Annotated in this window: 23 protein-coding genes; 15 read left to right on the top strand and 8 right to left on the bottom strand. The window is 56.9% G+C overall.

Annotated elements, in window-relative coordinates; genetic code table 11:
* Window positions 1–74: 74 nt before the first annotated feature.
* The 4 genes from HMPREF1267_RS08575 to HMPREF1267_RS08560 all read left to right on the top strand — a co-directional run bounded on the left by HMPREF1267_RS08575 (window position 75) and on the right by HMPREF1267_RS08560 (window position 2,685).
* Window positions 75–548 carry a cell division protein SepF gene (locus tag HMPREF1267_RS08575; protein WP_005283848.1) on the top strand — a complete coding sequence of 158 codons (474 nt, stop codon included), beginning with the start codon at window positions 75–77 and terminating at the stop codon, window positions 546–548.
* A 94-nt stretch (window positions 549–642) separates the two neighbouring features.
* Window positions 643–933, top strand: a complete 291-nt coding sequence (locus HMPREF1267_RS08570; RefSeq protein WP_005278444.1) for a YggT family protein — start codon at window positions 643–645, stop codon at window positions 931–933.
* Between the two features lie 208 nt (window positions 934–1,141).
* The gene (locus HMPREF1267_RS08565) at window positions 1,142–2,338 is read left to right on the top strand and encodes a DivIVA domain-containing protein (protein ID WP_023028976.1); all 1,197 of its coding nucleotides are present in this window, start codon (window positions 1,142–1,144) and stop codon (window positions 2,336–2,338) included.
* 140 nt (window positions 2,339–2,478) lie between these two features.
* Window positions 2,479–2,685 carry a hypothetical protein gene (locus HMPREF1267_RS08560; RefSeq protein ID WP_023028975.1) on the top strand — a complete coding sequence of 69 codons (207 nt, stop codon included), beginning with the start codon at window positions 2,479–2,481 and terminating at the stop codon, window positions 2,683–2,685.
* Window positions 2,686–3,029: 344 nt separating this feature from the next.
* Here HMPREF1267_RS08560 and HMPREF1267_RS08555 read toward each other — a convergent pair whose 3' ends face one another.
* Window positions 3,030–4,028, bottom strand: a complete 999-nt coding sequence (locus HMPREF1267_RS08555) for an HNH endonuclease signature motif containing protein (protein ID WP_034667165.1) — start codon at window positions 4,026–4,028, stop codon at window positions 3,030–3,032.
* Between the two features lie 285 nt (window positions 4,029–4,313).
* Between HMPREF1267_RS08555 and ileS the strand changes: the two genes are divergently transcribed.
* From ileS to HMPREF1267_RS08535, 4 genes are all read left to right on the top strand, one after another.
* Window positions 4,314–7,478, top strand: coding sequence for an isoleucine--tRNA ligase (ileS, locus tag HMPREF1267_RS08550; protein WP_023028973.1), 3,165 nt, complete (start codon window positions 4,314–4,316; stop codon window positions 7,476–7,478).
* Window positions 7,479–7,921: 443 nt separating this feature from the next.
* Entirely contained in the window at window positions 7,922–8,518 is a 597-nt protein-coding gene (locus tag HMPREF1267_RS13385) for a hypothetical protein (protein ID WP_023028972.1), read from the top strand.
* Window positions 8,519–8,958: 440 nt separating this feature from the next.
* Window positions 8,959–9,933: a hypothetical protein gene (locus tag HMPREF1267_RS08540; RefSeq protein WP_023028971.1), complete on the top strand. Its 975-nt coding sequence runs from the start codon at window positions 8,959–8,961 to the stop codon at window positions 9,931–9,933.
* A 510-nt stretch (window positions 9,934–10,443) separates the two neighbouring features.
* Window positions 10,444–11,658, top strand: coding sequence for a hypothetical protein (locus tag HMPREF1267_RS08535; protein ID WP_023028970.1), 1,215 nt, complete (start codon window positions 10,444–10,446; stop codon window positions 11,656–11,658).
* A 131-nt stretch (window positions 11,659–11,789) separates the two neighbouring features.
* Here the strand turns inward: HMPREF1267_RS08535 and HMPREF1267_RS08530 are convergent, their stop codons facing one another.
* Complete coding sequence (locus HMPREF1267_RS08530) at window positions 11,790–11,960, bottom strand: hypothetical protein (protein WP_023028969.1); 171 nt, start codon at window positions 11,958–11,960, stop codon at window positions 11,790–11,792.
* A 208-nt stretch (window positions 11,961–12,168) separates the two neighbouring features.
* On the opposite strand from HMPREF1267_RS08530, the gene HMPREF1267_RS08525 reads away from it, so the two are divergent.
* From HMPREF1267_RS08525 to HMPREF1267_RS08515, 3 genes are all read left to right on the top strand, one after another.
* Entirely contained in the window at window positions 12,169–12,339 is a 171-nt protein-coding gene (locus HMPREF1267_RS08525; RefSeq protein WP_198012000.1) for a hypothetical protein, read from the top strand.
* A 99-nt stretch (window positions 12,340–12,438) separates the two neighbouring features.
* Window positions 12,439–14,115, top strand: coding sequence for a xylulokinase (locus tag HMPREF1267_RS08520; RefSeq protein WP_023028967.1), 1,677 nt, complete (start codon window positions 12,439–12,441; stop codon window positions 14,113–14,115).
* A 26-nt stretch (window positions 14,116–14,141) separates the two neighbouring features.
* Window positions 14,142–14,855 (top strand): L-ribulose-5-phosphate 4-epimerase, encoded by a 714-nt coding sequence (locus HMPREF1267_RS08515; protein ID WP_023028966.1) that lies wholly within the window; start codon window positions 14,142–14,144, stop codon window positions 14,853–14,855.
* Window positions 14,856–14,957: 102 nt separating this feature from the next.
* Here HMPREF1267_RS08515 and HMPREF1267_RS12770 read toward each other — a convergent pair whose 3' ends face one another.
* Genes HMPREF1267_RS12770 through HMPREF1267_RS08500 form a run of 3 tightly spaced genes read right to left on the bottom strand, consistent with a single transcriptional unit; the run spans window position 14,958 to window position 18,837 of the window.
* Window positions 14,958–15,962 carry a zinc-binding dehydrogenase gene (locus tag HMPREF1267_RS12770; RefSeq protein WP_023028965.1) on the bottom strand — a complete coding sequence of 335 codons (1,005 nt, stop codon included), beginning with the start codon at window positions 15,960–15,962 and terminating at the stop codon, window positions 14,958–14,960.
* A gap of 22 nt (window positions 15,963–15,984) precedes the next feature.
* Window positions 15,985–17,481, bottom strand: coding sequence for a mannitol dehydrogenase family protein (locus HMPREF1267_RS08505; RefSeq protein WP_023028964.1), 1,497 nt, complete (start codon window positions 17,479–17,481; stop codon window positions 15,985–15,987).
* Window positions 17,482–17,490: 9 nt separating this feature from the next.
* Complete coding sequence (locus HMPREF1267_RS08500; RefSeq protein ID WP_023028963.1) at window positions 17,491–18,837, bottom strand: MFS transporter; 1,347 nt, start codon at window positions 18,835–18,837, stop codon at window positions 17,491–17,493.
* Window positions 18,838–18,966: 129 nt separating this feature from the next.
* Between HMPREF1267_RS08500 and HMPREF1267_RS08495 the strand changes: the two genes are divergently transcribed.
* Window positions 18,967–19,911 (top strand): DeoR/GlpR family DNA-binding transcription regulator, encoded by a 945-nt coding sequence (locus HMPREF1267_RS08495; RefSeq protein WP_232215128.1) that lies wholly within the window; start codon window positions 18,967–18,969, stop codon window positions 19,909–19,911.
* 18 nt (window positions 19,912–19,929) lie between these two features.
* Window positions 19,930–21,309, top strand: a complete 1,380-nt coding sequence (gene xylB, locus HMPREF1267_RS08490) for a xylulokinase (RefSeq protein WP_023028961.1) — start codon at window positions 19,930–19,932, stop codon at window positions 21,307–21,309.
* Between the two features lie 18 nt (window positions 21,310–21,327).
* Here xylB and HMPREF1267_RS08485 read toward each other — a convergent pair whose 3' ends face one another.
* Window positions 21,328–22,560 (bottom strand): MFS transporter, encoded by a 1,233-nt coding sequence (locus HMPREF1267_RS08485; protein ID WP_023028960.1) that lies wholly within the window; start codon window positions 22,558–22,560, stop codon window positions 21,328–21,330.
* The gene (locus HMPREF1267_RS08480; protein ID WP_034654123.1) at window positions 22,557–23,201 is read right to left on the bottom strand and encodes a GntR family transcriptional regulator; all 645 of its coding nucleotides are present in this window, start codon (window positions 23,199–23,201) and stop codon (window positions 22,557–22,559) included. The genes HMPREF1267_RS08485 and HMPREF1267_RS08480 overlap by 4 nt, the downstream gene beginning before the upstream one ends.
* 79 nt (window positions 23,202–23,280) lie before the next feature.
* Here HMPREF1267_RS08480 and HMPREF1267_RS08475 point away from each other — a divergent pair, with 79 nt between their 5' ends.
* Window positions 23,281–24,666 carry a DNA polymerase IV gene (locus HMPREF1267_RS08475; protein WP_034667158.1) on the top strand — a complete coding sequence of 462 codons (1,386 nt, stop codon included), beginning with the start codon at window positions 23,281–23,283 and terminating at the stop codon, window positions 24,664–24,666.
* Here HMPREF1267_RS08475 and HMPREF1267_RS08470 read toward each other — a convergent pair.
* Window positions 24,663–25,577 carry an asparaginase gene (locus HMPREF1267_RS08470; protein WP_023028958.1) on the bottom strand — a complete coding sequence of 305 codons (915 nt, stop codon included), beginning with the start codon at window positions 25,575–25,577 and terminating at the stop codon, window positions 24,663–24,665. The genes HMPREF1267_RS08475 and HMPREF1267_RS08470 overlap by 4 nt on opposite strands.
* 107 nt (window positions 25,578–25,684) lie before the next feature.
* Here HMPREF1267_RS08470 and HMPREF1267_RS08465 point away from each other — a divergent pair, with 107 nt between their 5' ends.
* A complete protein-coding gene (locus tag HMPREF1267_RS08465) occupies window positions 25,685–26,320 on the top strand; it encodes a hypothetical protein (protein ID WP_023028957.1) in 636 nt (211 codons plus the stop codon).
* Window positions 26,321–26,325 lie beyond the last annotated feature (5 nt).

The following is a 26,325-nucleotide window of genomic DNA, read 5'->3' as shown; positions in this document are numbered from 1 at the left end:
AAATCACATGAGTCACATCATTCACATTTGCGCGCTTGAACTTGAACAAATTTAGGTCAGAGGGAGACCCAAAAATGTCATTCATTGATAGGACGAAGAATTTCTTCGGGCTTGGTCCGATGGATTTCGAAGAAGACGACGCCTACTACAACGACGAGCCGCGCTACGCGGGCAACGGAGCTGCCACTTCTGCGGCCTACGCCCCGCGCCGCGCCCCGCAGGCTTACGAGCCGGCCCCAGCGCCAGCGCCCGTCGAGGAAAAGTTCGTTCCGACTATCGTGGCAATCTCCCTGACCTCGTTCAACGACGCCGCCAAGGTGGGCGAGCCCTTCCGCGACGGCGATGCAGTGGTCTTTGAGCTTACCGATGCCGAGCGCGGCACCGCCAAGCGCTTCATCGACTTCGCCGCAGGCCTCTGCTTCGGCCTGGAAGGCCGCATGCTCAACCTGTCGAAGGGCATGGACACCCAGCGCAAGGTATTCGCCGTCGTGCCTAAGTCCGCCGATATTGCCAAGCCTGAACTAGAGCGCGCTGCCGGTCTGCGCTAGGACCGCGGGCTAGCTACAACGACGCACATCCCATTAACCCCCGTACGGTGCGCAATGCGCACGTGCGGGGGACTATTCGATAGGCTGAGTAATCGTGACTGAAATTGGAATTATTCTCATCTTCTTGGTGAGGGTTTATACATGGGTATTGATCGCCCGGATTATTATCGAGATGATTCAATCCTTCTCGCGGCAATTCAACCCGCCGCGCTGGTTTATGATCATCGCTGAGCCCCTTTTCGCCATCACGGATCCGCCGGTCAAGGCGCTGCGCCGGGTCATTCCTCCGCTGCAGATGGGCGGAATCGCGCTGGATGTTTCCGTTCTAGTGCTGTTTTTCATCCTGTCGTTCCTGACGCTTTTCCTGCAGGTAATTTTCTTGTAGGACGACCCCGCATCACCCCGTAACCTGTGGTAGACATTGAGAGTCAGCGTTACGTCCATTATTGTGGACTTTCGGTTACAATAAAATGCGATAATCCGTATCATGAACCACATATAACTTTGTGGGGAAGGTTTAGATAAACTGGAACCGCAGCTCCTAAGGCCCTGGAACCTCCGGGGTTCTATCAACTCGAAGGGGAAGACAAGTCATGCCACTGTCACCAGCTGATGTACACAACGTCGCGTTCAGCAAGCCGCCAATTGGCAAGCGTGGCTACAACGAGGATGAGGTAGATCAGTTCCTCGACCTCGTTGAGGACGCCCTTGCCCAACTGCAGGATGAGAACGAAGACCTGCAGGCGCAGGTGAGCGATCTTAGCTCCGGCGCCAAGGCCGGCGGAGCAGGGGCTGGTGCCGCAGCCGCCGCAACCTCTGGCGCAGATGAAGAAGCTCTGCGCAAGGAGATTGAGGCCAAGCTGCGTGCTGAGTATGAAACCAAGTTGGCAGATTCCAAGTCCGAGGTCTCTCGCGCTAAGGAAGAAACCAAGAAGGCCCAGGAGCAGGTCAAGGCCGCCCAGGCTGAGGCCGCAAAGGCCAAGGAAAGCGGTGCCGATGCCACCGCAGCTGGCGCCACCGCCGCCGCTAATACCGCCGAGCTCAAGGCCGCTCGCGACGAGGCAGCAAAGGCCAAGAAGGAAGCTGAGGAGGCTCGCGCAGAGGCCAAGCAGGCCAAGGAGAAGCTTGAGTCTTCCCAGCGCGAGAACGAGAGCCTGAAGAAGTCCGCTTCCGCCGCTGGTTCCTCCAACTCGGCTGCCTCCAGCGCCGCAGCGGCCGCTGCCGGTGCTGGTGCGGCACAGGGCGCAGATGGCTTGGCTACCCCGGATACGCACATGCAGGCAGCCCGCGTTCTGGGCTTGGCCCAGGAGATGGCGGACCGCCTGACCTCTGAGGCTCGCGCAGAGTCTGAGTCCATGCTGACCGAGGCCCGCACGGCCGCCGAGAAGCAGCTTTCTGATGCCGACTCTCGTTCCAAGGCACAGCTTGCCGAGGCGCAGAAGAAGTACGACGCTCAGGTGCAGGATGCAGAAACCCGCTCCAAGAAGCTGGTTTCTGAGGCAGAGGAGAAGGCTCAGCAGACCGAGTCCGATGCTTCCTCCCGCGCCGAGGCGCAGATTCGCCAGGCAGAGGAGAAGGCCGCATCGCTGCAGGCCGATGCCGAGAAGAAGCACACCGAGGTCATGAACACGGTCAAGCAGCAGCAGACCGCCCTGGAGGCGCGCATCTCCGAGCTGCGCACCTTCGAGCGCGAGTACCGCACCCGCTTGAAGACCCTCCTCGAGTCCCAGCTGGAAGAGCTCGAGACCCGCGGAACCGCCGCACCAAACGGCGATGCCGGCAAGAACTAAAAAGCTGGTTGGCAGTAACTAAACCAAATTAGTTACCCGTAGCGCCCACGACTCTAGGGGAGTGGGCGCTATTGTGGTTTTATCCACCTCGCTATGATTGTTCCCATAGCTACTTTTAACCCCCTCTGAGAGGAACTGACATGCTCGTTGCTGCCCTCGTCCTTGCCCTTGTGGCCTTCGTGGCTTTGGTGATGTATGTCTTAAACACCGCCGATTGGGCGTTGTACCTCGTATTCATTGCAGCGGGCTCCGGCATCGTGTTGTTTATTATCGATTGGGCGCGCAAGTACCGTGCGGATAATAACGCCCTTGAAGAAGACCTGCCCCAAGGCTGGAAGCAGAATTAGGCCGAGAGCCGTCCAGGATCGCTCAGCCCCGGTCAGACTGGGTCAGGTAGGGTCAGGCTGGGTTAGATTCGGCCACGTTCCGTCAGAAGTATTAGCTCCATCCATTGCGGCATGCCGAAGTAGGCGCACGGCGGCGCCTTGTCTAACCGGTGGGTCCAACGCCAGTGCTAACCGCACTAACCGCACCACCCCAATTGCCTGCACCGCCCGTAATCATCCGCACCATCTGCGGTTTACCGGGTCGCGGTTTCCTCGGATCCCTCAGATCCCGCGTCTGGGTCGTGAATCCCGTTCCTTCGTCGGTCTCCTTCGAGGATTCACCACGAACTCCGTATAATAATTATCTAATCTGGGGGCTCCCACCTGATAGTTCCATTCCGGCGGGCGAGGTGCCCGCGCAGTGGCGGGGCATTGGGGTCATCATCATTGACCCCATTGTGGTAGGCGCAGGCTGTGGATAAGTTACCTATGTTGGTCAATCCACCGTGCAACCACGGCTCCAAATGATGAATCTGACATTCGTCTGCGGGCTTATTGCACCGCGGCCACGGGCAGATTGGGTTTTCTGCAGCGGCCATCAGGCGTTGTTTCGCATTGGCAAAACGCTCCGTGCGGTACAGGTTGACCGCTCCCTCATAGGGGCTAATAAGCGTAATCAGCCCGCGTTCCTTAAGCGCGCGCTCGAGGTACTCGGCGCCGGTAAGAGTAGCGCCATTGGTCATCTGGAGCTGGATTTCCTCGCCATCGCCGTTGATGATGCGCACGTAGTCATCCAGGTTGACCAGGACATTGGTCATCACCGTGGTCTTAACGGCGGTACCGCCGCCGAAAAAGGTCTGCTCCACTGCCTTGAGCGGCTCCTTGCCGCTCTCTTTTAGCGCGGCATGAAGGTCCGCAATGAGCGAGGAACGCGCGTCGATGGCCAGGGTCCAAGGCGCATTCTTGCGGCGAATGATGCGCACCCCAGGCTTAACCTTCTTCTTTTTCGCAGGTAGCTTAGATTTTGCCAGTTTTTCTAGATCCGCCGTGCCGGCATTGGTGGTGCAGAGCTGCTCGCGGAGAAGCCAGGCATCGAAAAGCGTGGGCATCTTGCGGGCATACTTTTCGATGATGGACAACGCCACGATGGAATGGCCATTGCGCCGGGCACCGTCCATGGCTCGCCGGCGCCGACCGGTGAATTTGGTGTTTCCGCAATAAGCCTCTTTGAGCAGGATAAGCTCCCGCGCCGTGTGCTCCGGCGCACCATGCGCCCGCAGATCGTCCTCAGACAGGCCAGCGCACCCGGCGACGATATCCATCCCCGGGGCCATAGCTGCTAAGTAATTCTCGAGCGCGGTCATGCTTCATAATCTATGGCCGCGCGCAACCGCGTACAACAGGAAAATTTCTACCTGTGGATAACTTTTGTGCACAGCGTTCGTGTGGCGCTATACTGGCGGGCACATGCGATGATCCGGCCATCACCGGGGAGCAATTCAGAAGAACGGCCATAAGGCTCAGTAGAACTGAACGGGTGGGACCGTTATCTCCTTCACCGAAACGAAGCGGAGCTTTTTAGCTCAAGCAGGGTGGTACCGCGAGCCACTGGCCCGTCCCTGCATCAAGTTAAAGCGTGAAGGAAGATAATGGTGAAAAAGATTTACCCCAAGGTCGATATGACCGGCGGCTCGAGCCGCTTCCCGGACATGGAAGAAGAAGTCCAGAAGTACTGGAAGCAGGACGATACGTTCCAGGCTTCTTTGGAAAAGACCAAGGACTGCCCCGAATACATCTTTTATGACGGCCCTCCCTTTGCCAATGGCCTGCCGCACTATGGCCACCTGCTGACCGGTTACGTCAAGGATATCGTGCCGCGTTACCGCACGATGGCCGGAAATTACGTCCCCCGCGTCTTCGGCTGGGATACCCACGGCCTGCCCGCGGAGCTGGAGGCGGAAAAGCAGCTCGGGATCACCGATAAAGCCCAGATCGAGGACATGGGCCTAGACAAGTTCAACGAGTACTGCGCTAAGTCGGTGCTGGAATACACCGATGAGTGGGAAGATTACGTCAACCGCCAGGCGCGCTGGGTGGACTTTGATAATGGCTACAAGACCATGGATATCAACTTCATGGAATCGGTCATGTGGGCCTTCAAGGAACTGTATGACAAGGGCCTGATCTACAAGGGCTTCCGCGTCCTGCCGTATTCCTGGGCGGAGCATACCTCCTTGTCCAACCAGGAAACGCGCTTGGATGATTCCTATAAGATGCGCCAGGATCCCACCTTGACGGTGACCTTCCCGGTCGCGGGCGCTCGCGAGGGCACCGCGGCGGAGAAGACGCTGGCGGATTACCCCGCGCTTGCCGATGCCTCCTTCCTCGCCTGGACCACCACCCCCTGGACCCTGCCGTCCAACGAGGCGCTGGCGGTTCACCCGGAGGTCTCCTACGCACTGTTTAAGGCCACCGACGGCGAATTCGCCGGCCGCACGTTCATCATGGCCGAAAACCTGCTGGGCACTCTGGAAAAGGAGCTGGGTGAGGCGGAGGTGCTGGACACCTTCACCGGCGCGCAGCTCGAGGGCTTTAAGTACGAGCCGATCTTCGACTTCTTCCCAGACCTGCGTAATGCTTACCAGGTGCTGTTGGCAGATTACGTCACCACCGAAGACGGTACGGGTGTTGTCCACCAAGCGCCCGCCTTTGGTGAAGACGATATGAACACCACCAATGAGTACGACATCGAGCTGGTGGTCCCAGTGAATGAGGACGGCAAGTTCACCTCCCAGGTCCCGCCATACGAGGGTCAGCTGGTCTTCGATGCGAATAAGTCCATCATCAAGGACCTCAAGGCCGCTGGGCGAGTGGTGCGCCACGTCACCATCGAGCACTCCTACCCGCACTCTTGGCGCTCGGGCGAGCCGCTTATCTACATGGCTCTGCCCGCATGGTTCGTAAAGGTCACCGAATTCCGCGACCGCATGGTGGAGCTCAACCACAACGAGATCGAGTGGCTGCCGGAGCACATCCGCGACGGGCAATTTGGCAAGTGGCTGGAAGGTGCCCGCGACTGGAATATCTCCCGCACCCGCTACTGGGGCGCGCCCATCCCGGTGTGGATGTCCGATAATGACGAGTACCCGCGCATGGACGTCTACGGCTCTTTGGATGAGCTGGAGAGGGACTTCGGCAAGCGCCCGGAGTCGCTGCACCGCCCGCACATCGATGAGCTGACCCGCCCCAACCCGGATGATCCCACCGGCAAGTCCACGATGCGCCGCGTGCCGGACGTGCTGGACTGCTGGTTCGAGTCCGGTTCCATGCCGTTTGCGCAAAAGCACTACCCGTTTGAAAACAAGGAGTGGTTTGAAACCCACTCGCCGGCGGACTTCATCGTGGAGTACTCCGGGCAAACCCGCGGCTGGTTCTACCTGCTGCACGTGCTGTCTACGGCGCTCTTTGACCGCCCGGCGTTCAAGAAGGTCGTGGCCCACGGCATCGTCTTGGGCAATGACGGGCTCAAGATGTCCAAGTCCAAGGGCAACTACCCGGACGTCAACGAGGTCTTTGACCGCGATGGTTCCGATGCCATGCGTTGGTTCCTGATGTCCTCGCCCATCCTGCGCGGCGGCAACCTTATCGTCACTGAGCAGGGCATCCGCGAGGGCGTGCGCCAGGCGCTGCTTCCCATCTGGAATGCGTATACCTTCCTGCAGCTCTACGCCGAGCAGGAAGCCAAGTTCGATACGAGCTCCACGCACGTGCTCGACCGCTACATCCTGGCCAAGACCCACGACCTTGTGGCCAACGTCGATGCCGCGCTGGCGGGGACTGATATCGCCACCGCCACCGAAGAGGTCCGCCTTTTCGCCGATGTGCTGACCAACTGGTACGTCCGCCGCTCCCGCGATCGCTTCTGGGGCGGCGAAGATGCCAACCCGGAGGCCTTCAATACCCTCTACACCGTGCTGGAGACCACCACGCGCGTGGTTGCCCCGCTGCTGCCGCACGTCGCCGAGGTCATCTACCGCGGCCTGACCGGTGAGCGCTCCGTCCACCTGGCGGACTTCCCGAAGGCCGAGGACTACCCCGCGGATGCGGACCTGGTTTCTGCCATGGACGCTACCCGCGCTGTGGCATCGGCTGCGTCCTCGGTGCGCAAGGCCAATAAGCTGCGCAACCGCCTGCCGCTGCCGAAGCTCACCGTTGCTTTCGCGGGCTCGCAGAGCCTGGCGGACTTCGCGGACATCATCCGCGACGAGGTCAATGTCAAAGAGGTTGAGCTTACTGATGATGTCGATTCCGTCGGTACCTTCCAGGTGGTCTGCAACGCCAAGGTTGCCGGCCCGCGCTTGGGCAAGGATGTCCAGCGGGCCATCAAGAACCTTAAGGCGGGCAACTACGAGCGCCGCGGCGATGAGGTCGTGGTTGACGGTGACATCATCTTGAGCCCCGAGGAATATACCGAGCGTTTGCAGGCGGCGAACCCGGACTCCACGGCCCGCATCGAGGGCTTGGATGGCCTCGTCGTTCTGGACACCGAGGTCACCGAGGAGCTCGAGGCCGAAGGGTGGGCTGCCGACGTCATCCGCGGCCTGCAGGATGCCCGCAAGAATTCCGGCTTCGACGTATCGGACCGCATCTCCGTGGTTCTTGCCGTGCCCGAAGATAAGAAGGAGTGGGCGCAGCGCCACGCTGAGACCATCGCAGGCGAGGTACTGGCTACGGAGTTCTCCGTGGTCACCGAGCCGCTTGCGGGTGCCCACGATATCCTCACTGGAGTCACCGCCACCGTAGCGAAGAACTAAGAGCGCACAGCGCGTGCTTTAAGCGGCCCGGCCGGATGCTATCTACAGCGTTCGGTCGGGCCGCTTTGTGCTCTTGTGAATCAACGTGTCCGGTAGGGCGGAAAATGAAATTAAAATACGAGATATGGAAATGCGGACTGTGGTGTGGAGCGTCCCGTAGAAACTGAAGCAATCGGTGGCCCCTGTTTATCTAGGACACCTCTGGTAACCGCTACATTGTGCACTAAAACCGCGTCTCTTCAGTGATCTGACACACTATTTCAGTTAGGTGCTTTTAGGTGGCAAAACAATATGGTTTACTAATCTTGCGTTTAAAACCGCAAATGGCGCGATAAAAGTCGTGTTATCCCACTTTCTGCGGTGTACGCTCATGTTTTCCCTTCCTTGAAGGTAAACCGTGACGTATGGAATCCGTAGCTTGTAGTTCCCCTTGGAAGGTTCGTATGAAACTCAATAAGCGCGTTCTCGCTTCTGCAGCATTGTCTGTATCCCTCGCTACTACCGCTGTTGCTCCCGGCGCATGGGCTGATGATGATGCGCCGCATCTACGGTGCAAACAGAACTTCCGCGTGGGAAGTGATTTTGACGCCGATGCAAACGGCAATGTGGCGGAACACTTGATGCGGAACTGCAAAATGACCGCCGAGCAGATTTCCAAGCTCAATATTGAAGACTTGAAGTCGGTGGCTAAAGAGTTGAAGAAAGCGGACGGTTCTTTCGCTATCAGTCCCGAGGAGATTGACCAGTTAACGACCGCGGAGGTCAACTATGAGGCAGAAATTAATGAAGCTGCCGATAAGGCAAAAGAACCAGGCGACAATCCGGGTGCCGGTGACAAAATGCCAAAGCTGCCGCTGCCGGGCGGTGGATCTGGAGAGGGCAGCTCTAACTTCGGTAATATCTTTGGCGTAATTTCTGGTCTTGCTGGTTTGGCCACTGTGGTGGCAGGCATTGCTAAAATCTTCAACCAGAACGCAGGCCTGGCCAGTATCTTGCAGCCACTGCGTGACTTCTTGGCACAGTTCAACATCAAGTTCTAATTCAATCTGAATTGGCAGATCAGCGCGAGCTTGGTGCTCTGACTGCGCTTCAGACGGGAACTAAACCGGAGCCCTCCTTGCGGAGGTGCTCCGGTTCTTTTTAGTTAATGGGGGTCAGGGAAGCGGAGCATGGTCGATTAGCTTTAGTCTCGCGCTATCTGGCATGCCCGGTGACCATGCCGATTTAATTGGGCCCACTACCGCTAACCGTTACACTTTGCTGCAGGCGCCACCACTGAGTGATCTCGCACACTTTTTAGTGGGGGAACTATTGAACGGGAAACCAATATGGTTTACTAATTCTGCGTTTAAAAACGTAAATGGCGCGATATAGGTCGTGCTATTCCACTTTCTGCGGTGTCGGTTCGTGTTTTTGATCTTTGAAAGTGCATCGTGGCGCATAAGATCCCGTAGCTTGTAGTACCCCTTGGAAGGTTCGTATGAAACTTAATAAGCGTGTTCTCGCTTCTGTAGCCCTTTCTGTATCTCTCGTAGGTGTCGCTGTCACCCCAGTCGCTTGGGCTGCAGACGGGCATCGTAGCTGTGCACAGAACTTTCAGGACGGCATTGATGCTGATATCAATCTGGTGGTTGCCAAACATCTGCGACGTAACTGCAACCTGAGTGTGGAGCAGATCTCTGTGCTAAGTGTTGACGCTATGAAAGAGGTGGCTAGGGAGTTCAAGAAGGATGGTGCTCCTCTTTATTCTGAAGAACAGTTGAAGGGCTTGTCGCCTCAGAATGTCGTAAATATAGCAAGGGGTATCGACACTCCAGCAGGCGATAATAGCAACGGGCCTACTGATGGAGAACAGCAGTCTGGCCCCGCTCTATCGGTAAAGGAAGTCAAAGCTGGAGATACCGTGATTACTGGCTCGGTGTATTTGCTCCCCGGTGAGCAGAAGATAATTCAGGCGCAGTTTCCGAGTCGGATCGTTAAAACTAAAGTGGTACGTTTTAGCAAAGAATCTGGTGAAGCGGGAGAAACCGCTAAAGGTAAAGTTGTTACCTTTAATATCGATGTTCCTGACGAAATTCAACTAAAAGTCAATGATGAAGTGACGGTTAGTCGGCTTATTGATAACTCACAAGAGGCTACCAATAAGGATAAGCCCGTAACAGTTATTGTTAAGCCGGCCGACAATGGTAATGATGAGGCTCCGGGTGGTGGCGATGGTCAGAATCCACCAATGCCACCAGGTGATAATGAGAATCCGCCAAAACCGCCAGCTCCAGGTGGTGACGCTGGAGAGAGTAGCTCTGACTTGGGTAGTATCTTTGGCGTAATCGCTGGTCTTGCTGGCTTGGCTGCTGTGGTGGCAAGCGTTGCGAAAATTTTTAACCATAGCTTAGGTTTAGTTCGTTTTCTGCAGCCAGTGCGTGACTTTTTGGCACAGTTCAACATCAAGTTCTAATTCCATCTGAATCGGCGGAATAGTGCGGGCTTGATGCCCTGACTGCGCTTCGAACAACAGTTAATCCGGTGCCCTCCGTGTGGAGGTGCTCCGGTTTCTTTTTTGATGGATGGGCTGGGGAACGGGACCTTGGACGTATAGGTTTAGTCTCGCATTGGCTGAGGCACTTGGTGATCTGTGATGGTTGTGTCGCCCAAACTGCGTGCTGTTCCGGTGCATACTGTAGGGGGTTGATGTGATCGGGGGCGCTCCTGTTTCATGGGGGACACTGCCGGAAATTGTTACGCTGAGCTACAAGTGTGGGATTTGGGTGATCTCGCGCACTTTTCTAGTTTGGAACTTTTAGACGGGAAACCAATATGGTTTACTAATCCTGCGTTTAAAAACGTAAATGGCACGATAATGTTCGTGTTATCCCACTTTCCGCGGTGTTCGCTCATGCTTTCCATTCCTTGAAAGCATGTCCTGGCATATAGAACCCGTGTTCGTAGTACCCCTTGGAAGGTTCGTATGAAACTCAATAAGCGTGTTCTCGCTTCTGCAGCCCTCTCTGCATCTCTCGTAGGTACCGCTGTCGCCCCAGTTGCCTGGGCATCTGATGAGCAGGTCAACGGCGCACAGGAATTCGGGAATGGGAGCGATTCTGATTCTGGAATCAATGTCACCGATGCGGACAATCTGCAGCCAAACTACGAATTGAGTGAGGACCAGACTTCTCAGCTAGGCGCGGAAGAATTGACGCCGGTTTCTACGGAACTCTCAGAGAAGGACAATGCTCCCGTTCCTGGTGAAGAAGAGTTGCAGCAGTTACTGCCTTCCGGGGCTGCTAGTGAAGTAAGAGCCAACGACGATTCTTCCGGCGCTGATAGCAAGGTTGTTGCTGGTGACGAAGAGCAAACTGGCTCTCCCTTAAAGGTGGACACTGTCAAAGCGGGGGCTAGGAAAATCACTGGCTCGGTGTTTTTGCGCTCAGGTGAAAAGAAGAGAATTCAGGTTAATTTTCCAAACGGAATCAACCCTACTAAAGACCTGCAACTTGACGAAAAGTCTGGTGAAGAGGGCGAAACGCCTAAAGGTAAAGTTGTCACCTTTGAATTCGACGTTCCTCAAGGGCTTGAGCTAAAGGCTAACGATAAAATAGCTGTCCTCCCACTTTATTATGATAGTCCCATCGATAAACCTGTTTTAGTCACTGTTGAGCCAGCTGATGAGAGTAGCGACTCGCAACCCGAGTCGAGCCCTGACAGCGGTAGTGGTCAGGTTCCGGGCAAGGGTACCGAAGAGGGGTCGGTGAATCCGCCAGCTTCGGGTAAAGATGGTAGTGAAAGCCAGGAGAAACCCCAGGGTCCTAGCAAAGATGCTGGTAAAGAGTCGGAGAAGCCAAAGGCCCCGGGCAATGGGGCTGGTGAAGGCTCGGAGAAGCCAAAGGCCCCGGGCAATGGCGGCGGTGAAGATTCGGTGAAGCCGCCGGCTTCGGATAAAGATGGTGGTGAAAACCAGAAGAAGCCGCAGGGCCCAGGCAGTGGTGCTGATGAAAAGCCGGGCAAGCCGCAGGTTCCGGGCAATGGCGGTGAAAAGGGCGGCTCTAACTTCGGCGCTGCCTTTGGCGTAATCGCTGGTGTGGTTGCTTTTGTGGCTGGCGTTGTCAAGTTCTTCAACCAGTTCTCTGGCATCGCGCGCTTCTTGCAGCCACTGCGTAACTTCTTTTCGCTGTTCAAGTTCTAATGTAGCCTGAATTAGCGGATTAACAGCTGCTTGAAGCCTGGACTAGGAACCAAGTAGTAACTAAACCGGAGCCCTCCATGCGGAGGTGCTCCGGTTTCAGTGTTGTCTGGTCAAATGTTGCGGGACTTGGCCTAGCGCACTGGGCCGGGCAGGTGGGCGCGCCAGCCGTGAATCACGTTGATGAGGCAGCATGCGGCGAGAAGGGAGCCGATGAGGAATAGCGCCGTGAAGCCAATATAGGGGGCAGGGGTGCTAAAGACCATGGGAATAAAGAAGCCGGTATAGGACACGGAATAGAACACGGCGGTAAGGCACAACGATGCTCGGCACGGGCCTGCGGCGGGTCGCTGCCGGAGCGGGTGATGAGGTCGGAAATCCAGGTGGAGCCGACCGCCATGACGATGCCCAGGGCGAGGTTTGACAGGACACGGCCGGCGGCAATGGTGAGGAGGCTCTTCAGGCGTGGGCGGAGTGTGGAGAGGCAGCTGTGCGGTTTTCGGCTCCGATGCCTTGCGCGGACTCCAAGATGCCCGCACGAACAACAGGTTTGACGTATCTGACCGCCTCTCGGTGGTCCTTTGCGTGCCCGAAGATAAGAAGGAGTGGGCGCAGCGCCACGCTGACACCATCGTCGGCGAGGTATTGGCTGCGGAGTTCTCCTTGGTTGAGATTCCCTGGTAAGGCGTATGACGTTGTCGACAGGATTACCGCCAACGTCGCGAAGAAGTAAGTAAAACTCTCCTCTCATCGTCCGAGTGGCCAGTGAGAGGAGGCTGTGGAATGTCTAAATCCGTATTCTTGAGATTGCGTAGAATGGTGGAAATTATGGCCCCCATTCAAGAAAGAAATTTCATGAGCAAGGACACCGAAAGTGAATTCGCTGAGGCTATCCGCAGCGGCTCAGCCTCGCTGGGCGTGGAGCTAGGCTCAACTCGAATTAAAGCTTGTTTGATTAATCAGTCGGGCACGGTTCTAGCTACCGGTTCGCATACCTGGGATAACGACTATATCGAGGGGCACTGGACCTATTGTTTAGAAGATGTCTGGTCCGGGCTGCGTGCCGCCTACTCAGAGGTCAAAGCCACCGTGGAGCAGCAAACGGGGCACGGCCTTTCTCGACTCCGCAGCATGGGTGTCTCTGCGATGATGCATGGTTACTTGCCATTTGACGTCGACGGCAAACAGCTCGTTCCATTCCGGACATGGCGGGACACTTATACCGGAGAGGCCGCAGAAGAGCTTTCCGATTTATTTGGCGTCAATATTCCGATGCGCTGGTCGGTGGCCCATTTTTATCAAGCACTACGTGCTGAAGAACCCCACGTAGGAGACATCAAATTCCTCACTACGCTGGCAGGCTATGTTCATTGGCAATTGACCGATAAGAAGGTACTCGGCGTCGGCGATGCTTCAGGCATGTTTCCCATAGATCCTCACACGGGTGAATATGATTCAACAGCCCTAGAGAAGTTTCGAGAAACTACCGGTTATGATATTGCTGCGCTATTGCCGACTCCACTGTCCGCAGGCGCGGAAGCAGGCGTTTTGGAACACCCTGAACTGCTGGATCCAAGTGGTGATCTTCAATCGGGCGTGGCTTTGTGTCCACCCGAAGGTGACGCCGGTACCGGAATGGTGGCGACGAATGCCGTCAGTGTAAATACCGGAAATGTCAGTGTGGGAACTTCAATTTTCGCAATGCTGGTTCACGAAAATCCTTTGAGTCAGGCTTACCCGGAAATTGACCCAGTTACTACTCCAACGGGTATTCCCGTTTCAATGGTCCACTGTAATAACGGTGCACAAGAGATTTCGGACTGGACGTCGCTCTTCAGCGATGTAGCGGTAGCCTTCGGTGCCAAAGGCATTGACAGTATGGACGATGTTTACACCGCCATTTTGACCGAGGCCCTCCGCGGTGAGCCCGACGGTGGTGGGGTAGTAGTGTACCCATTTCGAGCTGGTGAGCCAGTAGCGGGCCTACTTGAAGGCCGCCCCATGGTAGCGCGTACTCCAAATGCCAATTTTACCCTCGCGAATTTGATGCGTGCGAACCTGTACAGTGTGTTCGCCTCCCTCGCCCTGGGCATGCGGTTATTAGAAAAAGAGGGAATTTCGGTCGAGGTTATCCAGGCACACGGTGGGATCTTCCGCACCGTGGGCGTCGCCCAGCGCTTTCTGGCAGCTGCATTAAAGACACCAGTGGCTGTGGCTGAATCAGCCGGTGAAGGGGGAGCATGGGGAATCGCCCTTCTCGCGAGTTATATGGGTTCGGAAAAGGACCTGTCAGATTATTTGAACGAGGAAATTTTTAGCGGCGATGATGCTACGCGAGTACGTCAACCAGATCGACGCGAAATCGACGGCTTTGCTACGTACCTTGACCGTTTCGTCTCCGGACTGGAAATGCAGGAAGCGGCTACGAGAGTGCTGCCAATAGATTCTCAAGAAGACTAAAACAGATTTACCAAAAAGGAGAAGCAATGGTACAACAACTTTCAGATTTTCACCCGGAAGTACGGGCTAAGGTTGCTGAAACTCGTCAGCGCGTAAGCAATCTGCATGCAGAATTGCCGCGATGGGAATTGGTGGTATGGACTGCGGGAAATATCTCAGAACGAATCATCATTGCCCCTTCGGGTGAGCCAAGCGAGCAGGACATTTTTGTAATAAAGCCCTCCGGTGTGCGCTATGAAGAGCTGAGCGCCGAGGCGATGGTGGTCTGCGATATTGATGGTGAGCTCATCGATGGAACTCGTGCCCCATCGTCCGATACTGCAGCCCATGCTTATGTGTATAAGCACATGCCAGAAGTTGGCGGTGTTGTCCATACCCATTCGAGTTTTGCGACTGCGTGGGCGGCTCGCGGCGAAGAGATACCGTGTGTTCTGACCATGATGGCAGATGAGTTTGGTGGTCCAGTGCCAGTCGGCCCCTTTGCCATTATCGGCGATGATTCCATTGGCCGGGGCATCGTGGAAACTTTGCGCGAGTCCCGTTCACCAGCGGTGTTAATGCAAAACCATGGACCTTTTACCATCGGTGCAGATGCAGAAAAGGCTGTAAAGGCTGCAGTAATGGTTGAAGAAGTTGCGCGGGCCGTGCACTTGGCCAAAGAACTAGGTGAGCCGAAGCCTATTCCGCAAGACGCTATCGAAAGCCTAAATAACCGTTACCAAAATGTGTATGGGCAATAGTAATACTGAATGAAAAGAGGACGACAGTTCATAGTCCGTCGTCCTCCATGGTGCAACGTGCTGATGTGTAACCCCGCGGTTTGACCGCAAGACACCGTCCAATTATTGAGCAGTAATGAAAATCTTGATGTGTTCTGGGCTCTTCATCGCCTCAAGTGCTTCTTCATACTGATCCACGGGGAAGGTACCAGTGACCAAATCTCCGAGTTTCTCGTGTAATGAAGCCATGCGTTCGGCAGCAGCCGGATACATATTGGCCAAAGACTGGGACCCAATCAGCGAGATTTCCTTTTCGAAGAGATCGATGGGATGGAAGTCAATCGTGGCATCTGGAGATGCGACGCCCATTTGGATGAGGCGTCCGCGTTTACCAAGGAGGCGAATGGCATCAGAAATCGCGTCCGCGTGCCCAGAAGCATCGAGCGTGAGGTCATAGGAATCACGCTCCAGCTCAGCCGCGGATTCCACAGCTTGCGCTGCTCCGAGCTTGAGGGCTTGTTTGCGACGCGTTGGGTTGGGCTCGACGACGGAAACACTGGTAGCGCCTTCATCCAGTGCGACGATAAGTGCCACTAGGCCGATAGAACCTGCACCGAAGATAACCATGTCTTGGTCCCTCCAATCCGGTGCTCGATCGAGCGCATGCAGGACACAGGATAGAGGCTCGGTCAGTGGAGCGACGTGGTGGGGAATATCAGCTGATAACTTATAAACAAACTCTGCAGGCATGGCTACGTACTCTGCGCACGAACCATCTTGGATAATGCCGGCTGGCGAGATTTGTTCACAGAGATTGGTGGCTTCTTGTTTACACCATGTGCATTTACCACACGTGACATTGGGATTTGCTCCCACGTAATCACCAACGGCAATGTCCAAGACATCGTCTCCCACTTTAGTGACGTAGCCAGCCATCTCATGTCCTAGGATTAGAGGGTACTTGCTAGTGACATAATCACCTTTTACTAGATGTAAATCGGTTCCGCAGATCCCTGTTCCTACCGGTTCGATGACCACTTCTGTGGGCTTCGGCTGGGGTACAGGGACGTTTTTGATTTCGATATCGCCATGTCCGGTCGTTACCACAGCGCGCATAGTGTCAGTCATTGGTACTCCTTAGAATTTTCGATTAGTCCAGCTCAGAAAGCAGCATATCTAGCGTAGCTATGGAGCCTTGGGCATGCAGCGATTCAAGAACGCGAGCGTACTCAGCGGTAAAGATAGAGTTCTCGCATAAGTCGCCAAAGATTTCTCGGTCGCGGAGGAAGGCTAAAGAATCAGTGCGGTTGCTTTGTGCATTGCGCTGCAGGCGGTCAGCCAGGGGATCGACGATAGTGATCGCGTCACCACTCTCGTCTATGCCCTCAGCGTAGCGTGCCCACGATGCCACGATTGCCGCCGACAGGGTTACCGGCGCGTTGCCAGTGGCCAAATTCTCCCGCACGACAGGCAGTAGCCATTTCGGAATACGATCCGAAGATTCGGCACATAGGCGCGCAACGGTGTCCTTGACGGCCGAATTGCCGAAGCGGTCAATGAGTTCCTTACGGTAGGCATCCAAGTCGACTCCCGGCAGAGGCTGCAAAGACGGAGTGCCTTCCCGCTCCATATAAGCAAGCAGAAAGTCTTGGAAGCGATGATCTGCCATCACATCGTGTACTAGACGGTGACCTGCGAGATAGCCGAAATAGCATAGGCCCTGGTGAGAAGCATTGAGCAGGCGTAGTTTCATGAGCTCATAAGGAACAACATCGTCGACTACTTCTACACCAACATCTTCATAAGGCGGACGATCATTGACGAAATTCTCCTCGAGCACCCACTGCGTGAAGTCCTCGCAGGAAACAGGCCATTCATCAACGTAGCCAAATTTTTCATTAATTTCCGAGCGGTCTGCATCGGTTGTTTCCGGGGTAATGCGGTCAACCATGGAATTTGGGAACGAAACATGCCCCTCGATCCACTCCGCTAATTCGGAATCTACAGCGCCTGCGAAGGCTTTGAACATGCGATGCGCCATTTCGCCATTGCCCTGGATATTATCGCAGGACATAACCGTGAATGGAGCAGTTTCTTGGCGCCAGCGAGAAATCAACGCGGCAGTGACTAACCCATAAAAGGTCCGAAGCTGAGAAAAGTCTCCTTTTTGCAAGTCCAAAATATCGGCAGCGACATGTTCATTTTTTAGGTCGAATTCGCCCTTAACGTGGTCGAAATTATAGCCACCTTCCGTCACCGTCAGCGAGACAATGCGGATTTGTGGATCGGCGAGAAGCTTTACCGCAGCTGCTGGGTCATCAGGGGAGTAGACGTAATCGATTATCGATCCCACGACGCGAGATTCTTCCGTACCGTCTGGGGATTTTTCAGTCAGGGTGTAGAGGCAGTCTTGGGAGTGGAGGGCGTCGCGCATCCGGGCATCGGAAGGCATAACGCCCATTCCAATGATGCCGAAATCCATCGCCTTGCCTTGGCTCATGAGCTTATCTAAGTATAGCGCCTGGTGCGCGCGGTGGAATCCGCCAACGCCAAAGTGGACGATACCTGGGGCGACTTCGCTCCGGTCATAGTCTGGGACCTTTACCTGAGCGGACAGGGCGTTGAGATTATTCGTGGATAGGTGCATGAAAGACTCCTATGGTTTTTGGATTGGGGGAACGTCACCTTGGGCCGCGGCTTCTTCAAAAGTCTCGTCTTCGGCAAGCTCAGGGACACCATCAAAGCCTGGTTGGGTCCCCCGAAGGCTATGCGCCATGAGAGCTGCCAGTGCAAATAAGATGACGAAGATGATTACGAGACCTGTAGCTCCAACTAAGGGGTAAAAGATGGCCACCAACGCAGGGCCGGCAGCGACGGCGCCACCGACACCAAGGTTATACGCAGCCATCGCGGCACCTGGGCGAGAAGGATTTAGCGAGACTGCAAGTGGCGAAAGCGGTACGAATCCGGCCAAGGTGACGCCAAAGAGCGCGCCGCAGGCAAGAGTCAATGCGAACCCGACGCCGTCCGGCAGGCCAATGCTGACTGACATCATGGGCACGAAGTACACCAGTGCCATCATGACTCCGCAGCCGACCGCACCGGCCCATACGACGGTTTTGGACCAGCCGAGCTTATCTCCGAGGTTGCCGAAAAGGAGATTGAACGGCAGGTTCACGGAGTAAATCACGGTGGTCAAGATGAGGAACCATGACAGGGGCCAATTTAGGTCGTCGGTGAAATAGGCTGGGAAAAATACCGCCATTGCGTAGGTAGGAATGGAGTTGATGGTGCGGATATAAGTAACAAACCGCGCCTTGCGATTCCGGATAATCAGCCGGAAGGAAGCACCTAGGGTTTGTGTCACATCATCAGCATCTTCTACCAGCGGCTTGCGACCGATGCGCTCTTTGACTCCGATAAGTGCGCAGGCAGCACCAATGATGACCAGGGTCAGAGAGACCCACAGGGTCTGATAGAAATCCAGGTTGAACCAGGAAATGGAAATTGTAGCGACGAGGGCACCCAAGGTGGGAAGTCCAGCAGAGAAGGAAACATAGAACCAGCCCGTGCCTGTTCCTAGTTTTTTGGCAGGAGATACCGCGGTAATCCAGACCAAAAAAGCGTAGGCGAATAGCGGGTAACCGAAACCGCGTAACCCATACGACAAAAAGATGAGCACTGTATTGCTAGTGGTCAATGCCAGAAGCAGGAAGATGAGTTCGAAAAATATCCAAATAGCGGCACCGAGCATCATGACTTTGCGTGGACCCCACAGGTCGGACAGAGCTGCGGCAAAGAAGGCAGCAATTGCCACGGCGATGCCGTAGACAGTTACGAGGGTGCCCGCAAGGGAGACGCTGAAACCGTGTTCGCTGGAGAGGAAAGGCTCCAAGATGTTGGTCTCAACGCCATCACCAATCATGAAAATTGTTAAGCCGATGAAGCCCCAAACCAGTGGCCTTGGCAAACCAAGGCGGTCCACAAGTGGTTGTTTTGCCATGGGTTCTCCGTTTCTTATTTCAACTCTGCCCGAACTAGTGAGCTGTGGTAGGCAAGAGCGTTTATGTGATCTGTATTTCATAAACTAACATCAAATCCACAAACGTCAACATTTTTAGGGCGAGAGTCCTTGGAAATATGGAATTTTACAAACTTAATGATGTTTTGTTTGTTCAATCATGTTGAAAATGAGGAAAGTCTGCTAATAATTAGCACATGTAATGTTAATTTTTTCGGTCGCGGAGAGAGGGATTACGTGGAAAAGATGGGTGCCCGTGCGCGGCGCGCTGGAATACTGGACACACTGCGAGTAGAGAAATCAGTTCGCACCGAGAGCTTGGCGGAACGGTTTAATGTGAGTGCGATGACCATCCATCGCGACCTTGCAGAGCTGGAAGCTAGCGGAAAGCTGAGCCGTGTTTGGGGCGGTGCCCGCTCGGTGGATAGTGATTTCATCGAAAGGGATGTCGCCATCAGGCGGACTACCAATAAGGAGATAAAAACAGCGCTGGCTAAGGAAGTCCGCAGTTTAGTTGAGCCTGGGGAGATAATTGCCTTGGATGATTCGACGACTGCAGAAGCCTGCTTGCGTTCTTTGCTGGAAACCAAACCTGCAGGGGTCATAACGCATTCTTTGCATATAATGCAAGAAGTAAGCAAAGTAGCGCCGGAGGTGACCTTGACTGGTGTTGGAGGTAGGTATGTCGCCGCTACGGATTCATTTTTGGGAAATTCTTCTGTCCGAGCCTTGAAAAGTCTGAACGCGACGGTATCCATTGTCTCCACAACGTGCATCACGAAAGCAGGACTGTGTCACCCGGATGAGGATGCGGCCGTGACTAAAACGGCCTTTCTCGAGTTGGGCGCGCGCCGGATTTTAGTCAGTGATTCCTCGAAGTTTGCAAACTCAGGGATGCATTTCGTCGCGAAACTGACTGACTTTGACCACATTGTTATGGATATGAATACGACAGAAGAGCAGCGCCAACAGTTAGAATCATCCGGAGCGCAATTACACTGGGTCGAAACTCCCAAGCCAGAGCCTACGGTGCCAACGCCATTTCTTCTGTCCTAAGTAACGAAAGCGAAGCACATGACTTATGTTCTAGGAATTGATTCCTCGACTCAATCTTGCAAGGCATTGCTTGTCGATGCCGTCACGGGCGAAATCGTAGATAGTGGCCGAGCGAGCCATCCTGACGGTACACAGGTGGATCCACAGGCGTGGTTGACTGCAATGGAGGAGGCTACAGCAGGGTTGATCGACCGTGCCGATGCTGTCGCCGTGGGTGGGCAACAACATGGAATGGTGCCGTTGGATGCGAACGGAGAGGTTGTACGCCCAGCGATGTTGTGGAATGATACCTCTTCTGCCAGCGAAGCCGAGGAGCTTATCGACGAGCTCGGCGGAGAGCAAGCGTGCGCAGACACAGTGGGGTCGGTACTCGTGGCCTCGCTTACCGGTACAAAATTGCGGTGGTTGCGAAATCATGAACCTGAAAATGCCAGAAAAACTTCGTCCGTGTTATTGCCGCATGATTATTTAACGTGGCATTTGGGTGGTCGGAAAGAGAAAACAACAGATCATGGAGATGCGTCCGGTACGGGATACTATTCGACACGGGATCGGAAAAGCTTGCCGAATCTAGCAGAACAGTATATCGGTCATGCTCTAGAACTGCCTCGCGTTGCGGAGCCGAATGAAGTGGTGGGCAAGACTGAATCCGGGGCATTGATCGCACCGGGAACGGGCGATAATATGGCCGCTGCCCTTGGACTAAACCTCCGGCCCGGAGATGTATGTGTCTCTATTGGTACCTCTGGGGTAGTAAGCGCGGTCAGCAAAGAAAGTGTGCATGACCCTTCTGGGTTGGTGACGGGATTTGCGGATGCGACAGGAAATTACTTACCTCTGGCCTGTACTCTCAATGGGGCCAAGGTTCTCGATTTCGCAGCCATGCTCTTAGGTGTGGATCATGGAGGACTTTCCCAGTTGGCATTGAGCGGTAAGCCGGGAGCTGGGGGAGTAACGATGCTTCCGTATTTTGACGGTGAACGAACCCCGAACCGGCCGGACGCTACCGGCCATTTTGCCGGATTGACGACACGGACTACCCGGGAAGATATAGCTCGCGCTGCCGTCGAAGGAATTCTATGTTCCCTGCAGGACGCTATCAACGCGGTCGAAGCGGTGACCGGAAATAAGGCGCAACGCGTCCTTCTAACTGGCGGTGGGGCGCGTAGTGAGGCAATGCGACGAATTGCACCAGAAATTTTTGGCGTCGATGTCATCGTGCCGGAACCGGCGGAGTATGTGGCGCTTGGGGCGGCTCGCCAAGCAGCATGGGCCCTCAACGGTGCAGGGAGTCTTCCGGAATGGGGATTAGCGAAAGAACAAACCTTTAGCGGCAAACCAGCTCCGGAGACGGTGGATAAATATCAACGCCTGCGAGATTTAACCGAAAATTTCTAATTTCCGGCGGCGTGGTCGTTAGCGCACTGGGCCGGGCAGGTGGGCACGCCAGCCGTGAATCACGTTGATGAGGCAGCATGTGGCGAGAAGGGAGCCGATGAGGAATAGCGCGGTGAAGCCGATGTAGGGCGCAAGGGCGCTAAAGGCCATGGGAATAAAGAAGCCGGTATAGGACACGGAATAGAACACGGCGGTTAGGCCGGCGAGGTCATCTTTTCCGGCGATGCGTTGGACCTCGGAAAGGCCGGCGACAAGTGCTAGGCCGTAGCCGGCGCCCATGACGGCGGCGCTGGTGATGCCTAGCGGGAGAGATAGCGTGCGCGCGGCGATGGCGCCGAAGATGGTGCCGACGGTAATGACGGCCATGGCAACGGCGGAAGCGCGTGCGGAGCGGTGGGTATCAATGACCTTGCCAAACATTTGGATGCCAACGCCGCAGCCCAGCGTGATGACGGTCATGAGGCCGGAAAAGGCGATGGGGGCATCGCCGGCGGAATCGGAAAGCAGCTGCGGCAAGAGGGCATAGGCTGCACCGGCGCAGCCGAATACCCAGGGGGCTACGGGAAGCACGATGCGGGAAAAGCGGCGGTGCGCGGCAGATGGGATGTGCAGCATGTGCAGCATATCGCGGATGCTTAAATCCAGGAACGTGTCTTTGACGGTCGCGCCGCGGGGTGGACGGGTTTCGGGGGTTTTCAATAGCCACACCGCGGTAATGACGGTAAGCAGGATGTGTAGGACGTAGGCCAGGTGGGTGGGCCACGGGCCCCATTGGGCCAGCACCGAGGCTAGGGCGGCGCCGATGAGGAAGCCCAGGGTAAGGCACATCGATGCCTTTCGGGGGCCTGCGGCGGGGTCGCCGCCGGAGCGGGTGATGAGCTCTGAAATCCAGGTGGAGCCGACCGCCATGACGATGCCCAGGGCGAGCCCGCACAGCACGCGGCCGGCGGCGATGATGAGGGGTTCTTCGGGAGCGATGGACAGCAGGAAGGACCCGGCCAGGGAGAGCGGTGCGGCGGGCAGCATCGTCGGGCGGCGGCCGATATAGTCCGACAGCGGCCCGGAGATAAGCAGCGCGGGCACGATGCCAATGACGTAGGCCGCCAGGAGGCCGTTGACGGTGACCTGCGAGAAGTGGGATTGCTCGCGGTACATCACGAGCAGGGGAGTAAATTCATTGCCGCCCCAGGCAACGGCCACCATGCTGCCTGCGACGGGTAACCAGTCGCGATTAGTGGTGTCCTGACTCATAGTTGATCCTTCGAATTCTTCAGGTGCGAACGGAGTGCGGAAAGGTAGGCGGGCAGGTTGGCGGTGAGGAGGGCATCGGCAAGCACGCGGTGCTGATCGACGAACGCGCGAGCCCGCGCCACATTGCGCCCGATGGCGGTGGCGGTAAAACGCTGCTGGCGCTCGCGCAGCTGGTGGCCCACGTTGGCCAGCAGGCTATTGCCGGCGCTATCCATGATGATTTGGTGGAATTGGGCATCCAGGCGCGTGTATTCGCGGAGATCCTCGGCATCCAGGGCGGCGTCTTGGGCCGCAATGTTTTCTTGCAGGCGCTTGGCGATGCCCCCACGTTCCGCCTCACCCAGCTCGCAGATCTTTTCGGCACTGTGGGCATCGACAAGCAGGCGCGCCTCGTAGACCTCGCGGATTTCTTGGGGGCTAATCGGCACGACCAGCGCGCCGCGCTTGGGATAAAGCTGCAAAAAGCCCTCGAGCTCCAGGCGCAGGAAAGCCTCGTGGGCCGGGGTCCGGCTGACCCCAACCTCGGCCGCGAGTGCGGCTTCTGACAGCATCTGCGAGGAATCGATGGTGCCGTCGATGATCCTTTCTTTGACCAATTCATAAACCCGCTCCGCGGCAGGCTGCATGCTTGTATCGCTCATGCATACATCTTGCATACAAGTTAGTTTAAGCGTCAACCTATTCCCAATTCTGGGGTTGGCGTGGCTTAGACTGGAGGGCATGCAACGTTGGGTCTTACACATCGATATGGATGCGTTTTTCGCCTCCGTCGAGCAATTGACCCGACCGACTTTGCAGGGCCGGCCGGTGCTCGTCGGTGGGGTCGGCGGCCGCGGGGTTGTTGCCGGTGCGTCCTATGAGGCGCGCGAGTACGGCGCGCACTCGGCGATGCCGATGTATCGCGCCCAGCAATTGGTGGGCCTGCACGCGGTGGTGGTCAGTCCGCGCCGGGCGGTCTATTCGGCGGCCTCGCGCCGGGTATTCGAGATCATCTCCCAGCACGTGGAGGTCATCGAGCAGCTATCCATTGATGAGGCCTTTATGGAGCCAGAGGCGCTGGTAGGTGCGACGGCTGATGAGGTGCAACAGTGGGCGGACGACCTGCGCGCGCTCATCCGGGAGGAAACGGGCCTGCCGTGTTCCATCGGCGCGGGCTCCGGCAAGCAATTTGCCAAGATTGGCTCCGGCGAAGCCAAGCCCGATGGCACCTATGTCATCCCAGCGGATAAGCAGCTGGAGATGCTGCATCCGCTCCCGGTGGGAAAGCTGTGGGGCGTCGGTCCGGTTACGGAGGCCAAGCTCAAGGGCATCGGGGTGGAGACCATCGGCGCGCTGGCCGCCATGACCCAAAAGGAGGTGGAAATCTCCATCGGCAGCGTCGTTGGGCTGCAGTTGTGGCAGCTGGCGCAGGGCATCGACGATAGGGAAGTTGCCCCGCGCGCGATTTCCAAGCAGATTTCTACGGAGCATACCTATCCCAAGGACCTGCTGACGGTACCGGATGTGGACGCGGCGATTACCCGCGCGGCCGAGGGTGCGCACCGCCGCCTGCTTAAAGATGGCCGCGGCGCGCGCACGGTGACGGTAAAGCTGCGAATGGCGGATTTCCACATCGAATCGCGATCGACCACCCTGGCCTATGCCACCGATGACCTGGAGGTATTGACCGCCGCCGCCTTCAAGCTGGCGCGCTACCCGGATGAGCTGGGCCCCATCCGCCTGGTGGGGGTGAGCTATTCCGGGCTGGAAGCCGCGCGCCAAGACGTACTATTTCCTGAGCTCGACCGCGAAATCGTGCGGCCTGTGCTGCCGGATAGCGACTATGAAACGGGCGTGAGCGATGACTCCCCGCCACCGGCGCCGACCACCGTGGTAGTCGAAGACGATGTGGAGGATCAGTGGCACGCCACCCAGGACGTCTACCACCCGGAATTTGGCCACGGTTGGATCCAGGGCACCGGGCACGGGGTGGTCAGCGTGCGTTTTGAAACCCGCGCCACCGGACCCGGCCGCACGAAATCCTTTGCCGCCAGCGACCGGGATTTGGTGCCGGCGGATCCGCTCGATTCCTTAGATTGGCAAGACTGGCTGGAAACCCAAGACTAGGCTTCGCGGTAGCGCTTGGGGTCAGGGCTTTGCCGGAATACCTCGGCAGGGTCCGTGCCGGTGGCCAGCACCGCGGCCAAAAGAATACGCGCCTGGCTGGGGCGGAAGGCACCCGCGTTGATCGCGCCCAAGCTATGCAGGCTCGCCCCGCCGCCATCGCCGCCATAGGACAACGCGGTCGCGCCGTACGGGGTGCGGGTGGAAATAACGACGGGGAGGCCATCGCGGAGGGCATCGGCAAGCGCGCGGCCCATATCCCCACTCATATTGCCCGCGCCCATGGCCTCGATGACGAGGCCGGCGGCGGAAGTGCGGGCGGCATCGACAAGCACGCGCCCCGCGCCGGGGTAGGCAGGGATGATTTCTACCGGGTGCGGCGCCAAGGGCTGCGGCTGCAGCCGCGGGGTGGCATCCGGGACCCGCAGGGACTCAAAAGCGCGCAGGTCAGAGGTGTGCTGCTTGCGGGCCCCGCGCGCAGGGATGGTCATGCCGCCAAAGCGGATGAAGACGCCGGGCTGCCCGCTAAGAGCGAGCTCGCGCGCATCGCGGAGATTGCGCGGGCCGTCCGGGTGCGGGTGATCGTAGGAGCGCTGCGCGCCGGTGAGCACGATGGGCGTATCGCCGGCGCAAAAAATCTCCAGCGCCATCGCCGTCTCCTCCATCGAATCGGTGCCATGGGTGATGATGACGCCGTCGATGTCCGCGCGGGCGGTCTGCTCGTTGACCACCGCGATGAGCTCGTCGAGGTCCGCGAGCGTAATAGAAGAGGAATCGAGCTGGCGAAATTCCACCACTTCGGCGTCGATATCGGCCGCGAGCTGCGCGCCGGTGACGGTGGGGACGAGGGAACCATCCCGCACAGTGGTGCAGGCAATCGTGCCGCCGGTGGCGATGAGGGCGAGGTTAGTCATGCCTTCCAGAATAAAAGAAGACGCGCCGAGGCGGCAGGCGCGGACCAGAAAAGCTGGTGCAAATGTAAACTGATGGGAGTTTATAACCCAGACGTGAGGAGTGAGAAGTGAAATTCCGCAAATTTGGTGCCGCGTGCCTCGCATTGAGCGCGGCGGCCGCCCTGTCCGCCTGCTCTTCTGATGACGAGCAAGAAGACACCACCAAGAACAGCGAATCCAGCGAATCCGCGTCCGCCGACGGCGACTCCGCGGCCCCCGCACTGCCAACCGCCGCCGATTTGAACGCCATCCTGGCAAAGGCCACGGATCCGGAGGCATCGCAGGAAGAAAAGACCGCCACCGTGGAAGGCGGCGAATCCGCCCCGGAGATCTTCGACACCATGGCGCGCTCCAAGGAGGAGTCCGGCGCGGAGTTCGCGGTCGTGGATCCGGTTTTGCCCGGCTATGACCCGCAGTCCGTGCTGACCACGGTGAATTTCTCCACGGCCGATGGCCAGGAGCAGACCGCGGACCAGGTGGAATTTATTTATCAGGACGGCACCTGGAAGCTGTCGAAGACCTGGGCCTGCACGCTGATTCAAAACACGGTGCCGCCTGAGCAGGTGCCGGAGATGTGCGCCGATACCGGTGCGGGCGCGCTGCCAGCAGATGAGGGTGATGGCGCACCAGCCCAGGGCGATGCCCCCGCGGCCGGTGCAGAGCAGGCGCCTGCCGAGGCCCCCGTAGAGGCCCCCGCCGAGTAAGTCCT

The sequence above is a fragment of the Corynebacterium sp. KPL1824 genome (assembly GCF_000478095.1).
GTDB classification, from domain to species: Bacteria; Actinomycetota; Actinomycetes; order Mycobacteriales; family Mycobacteriaceae; genus Corynebacterium; species Corynebacterium accolens.
The sequence above is the reverse complement of the archived record's forward strand: the minus strand, read 5'-3'. Positions and strand labels throughout refer to the sequence as shown.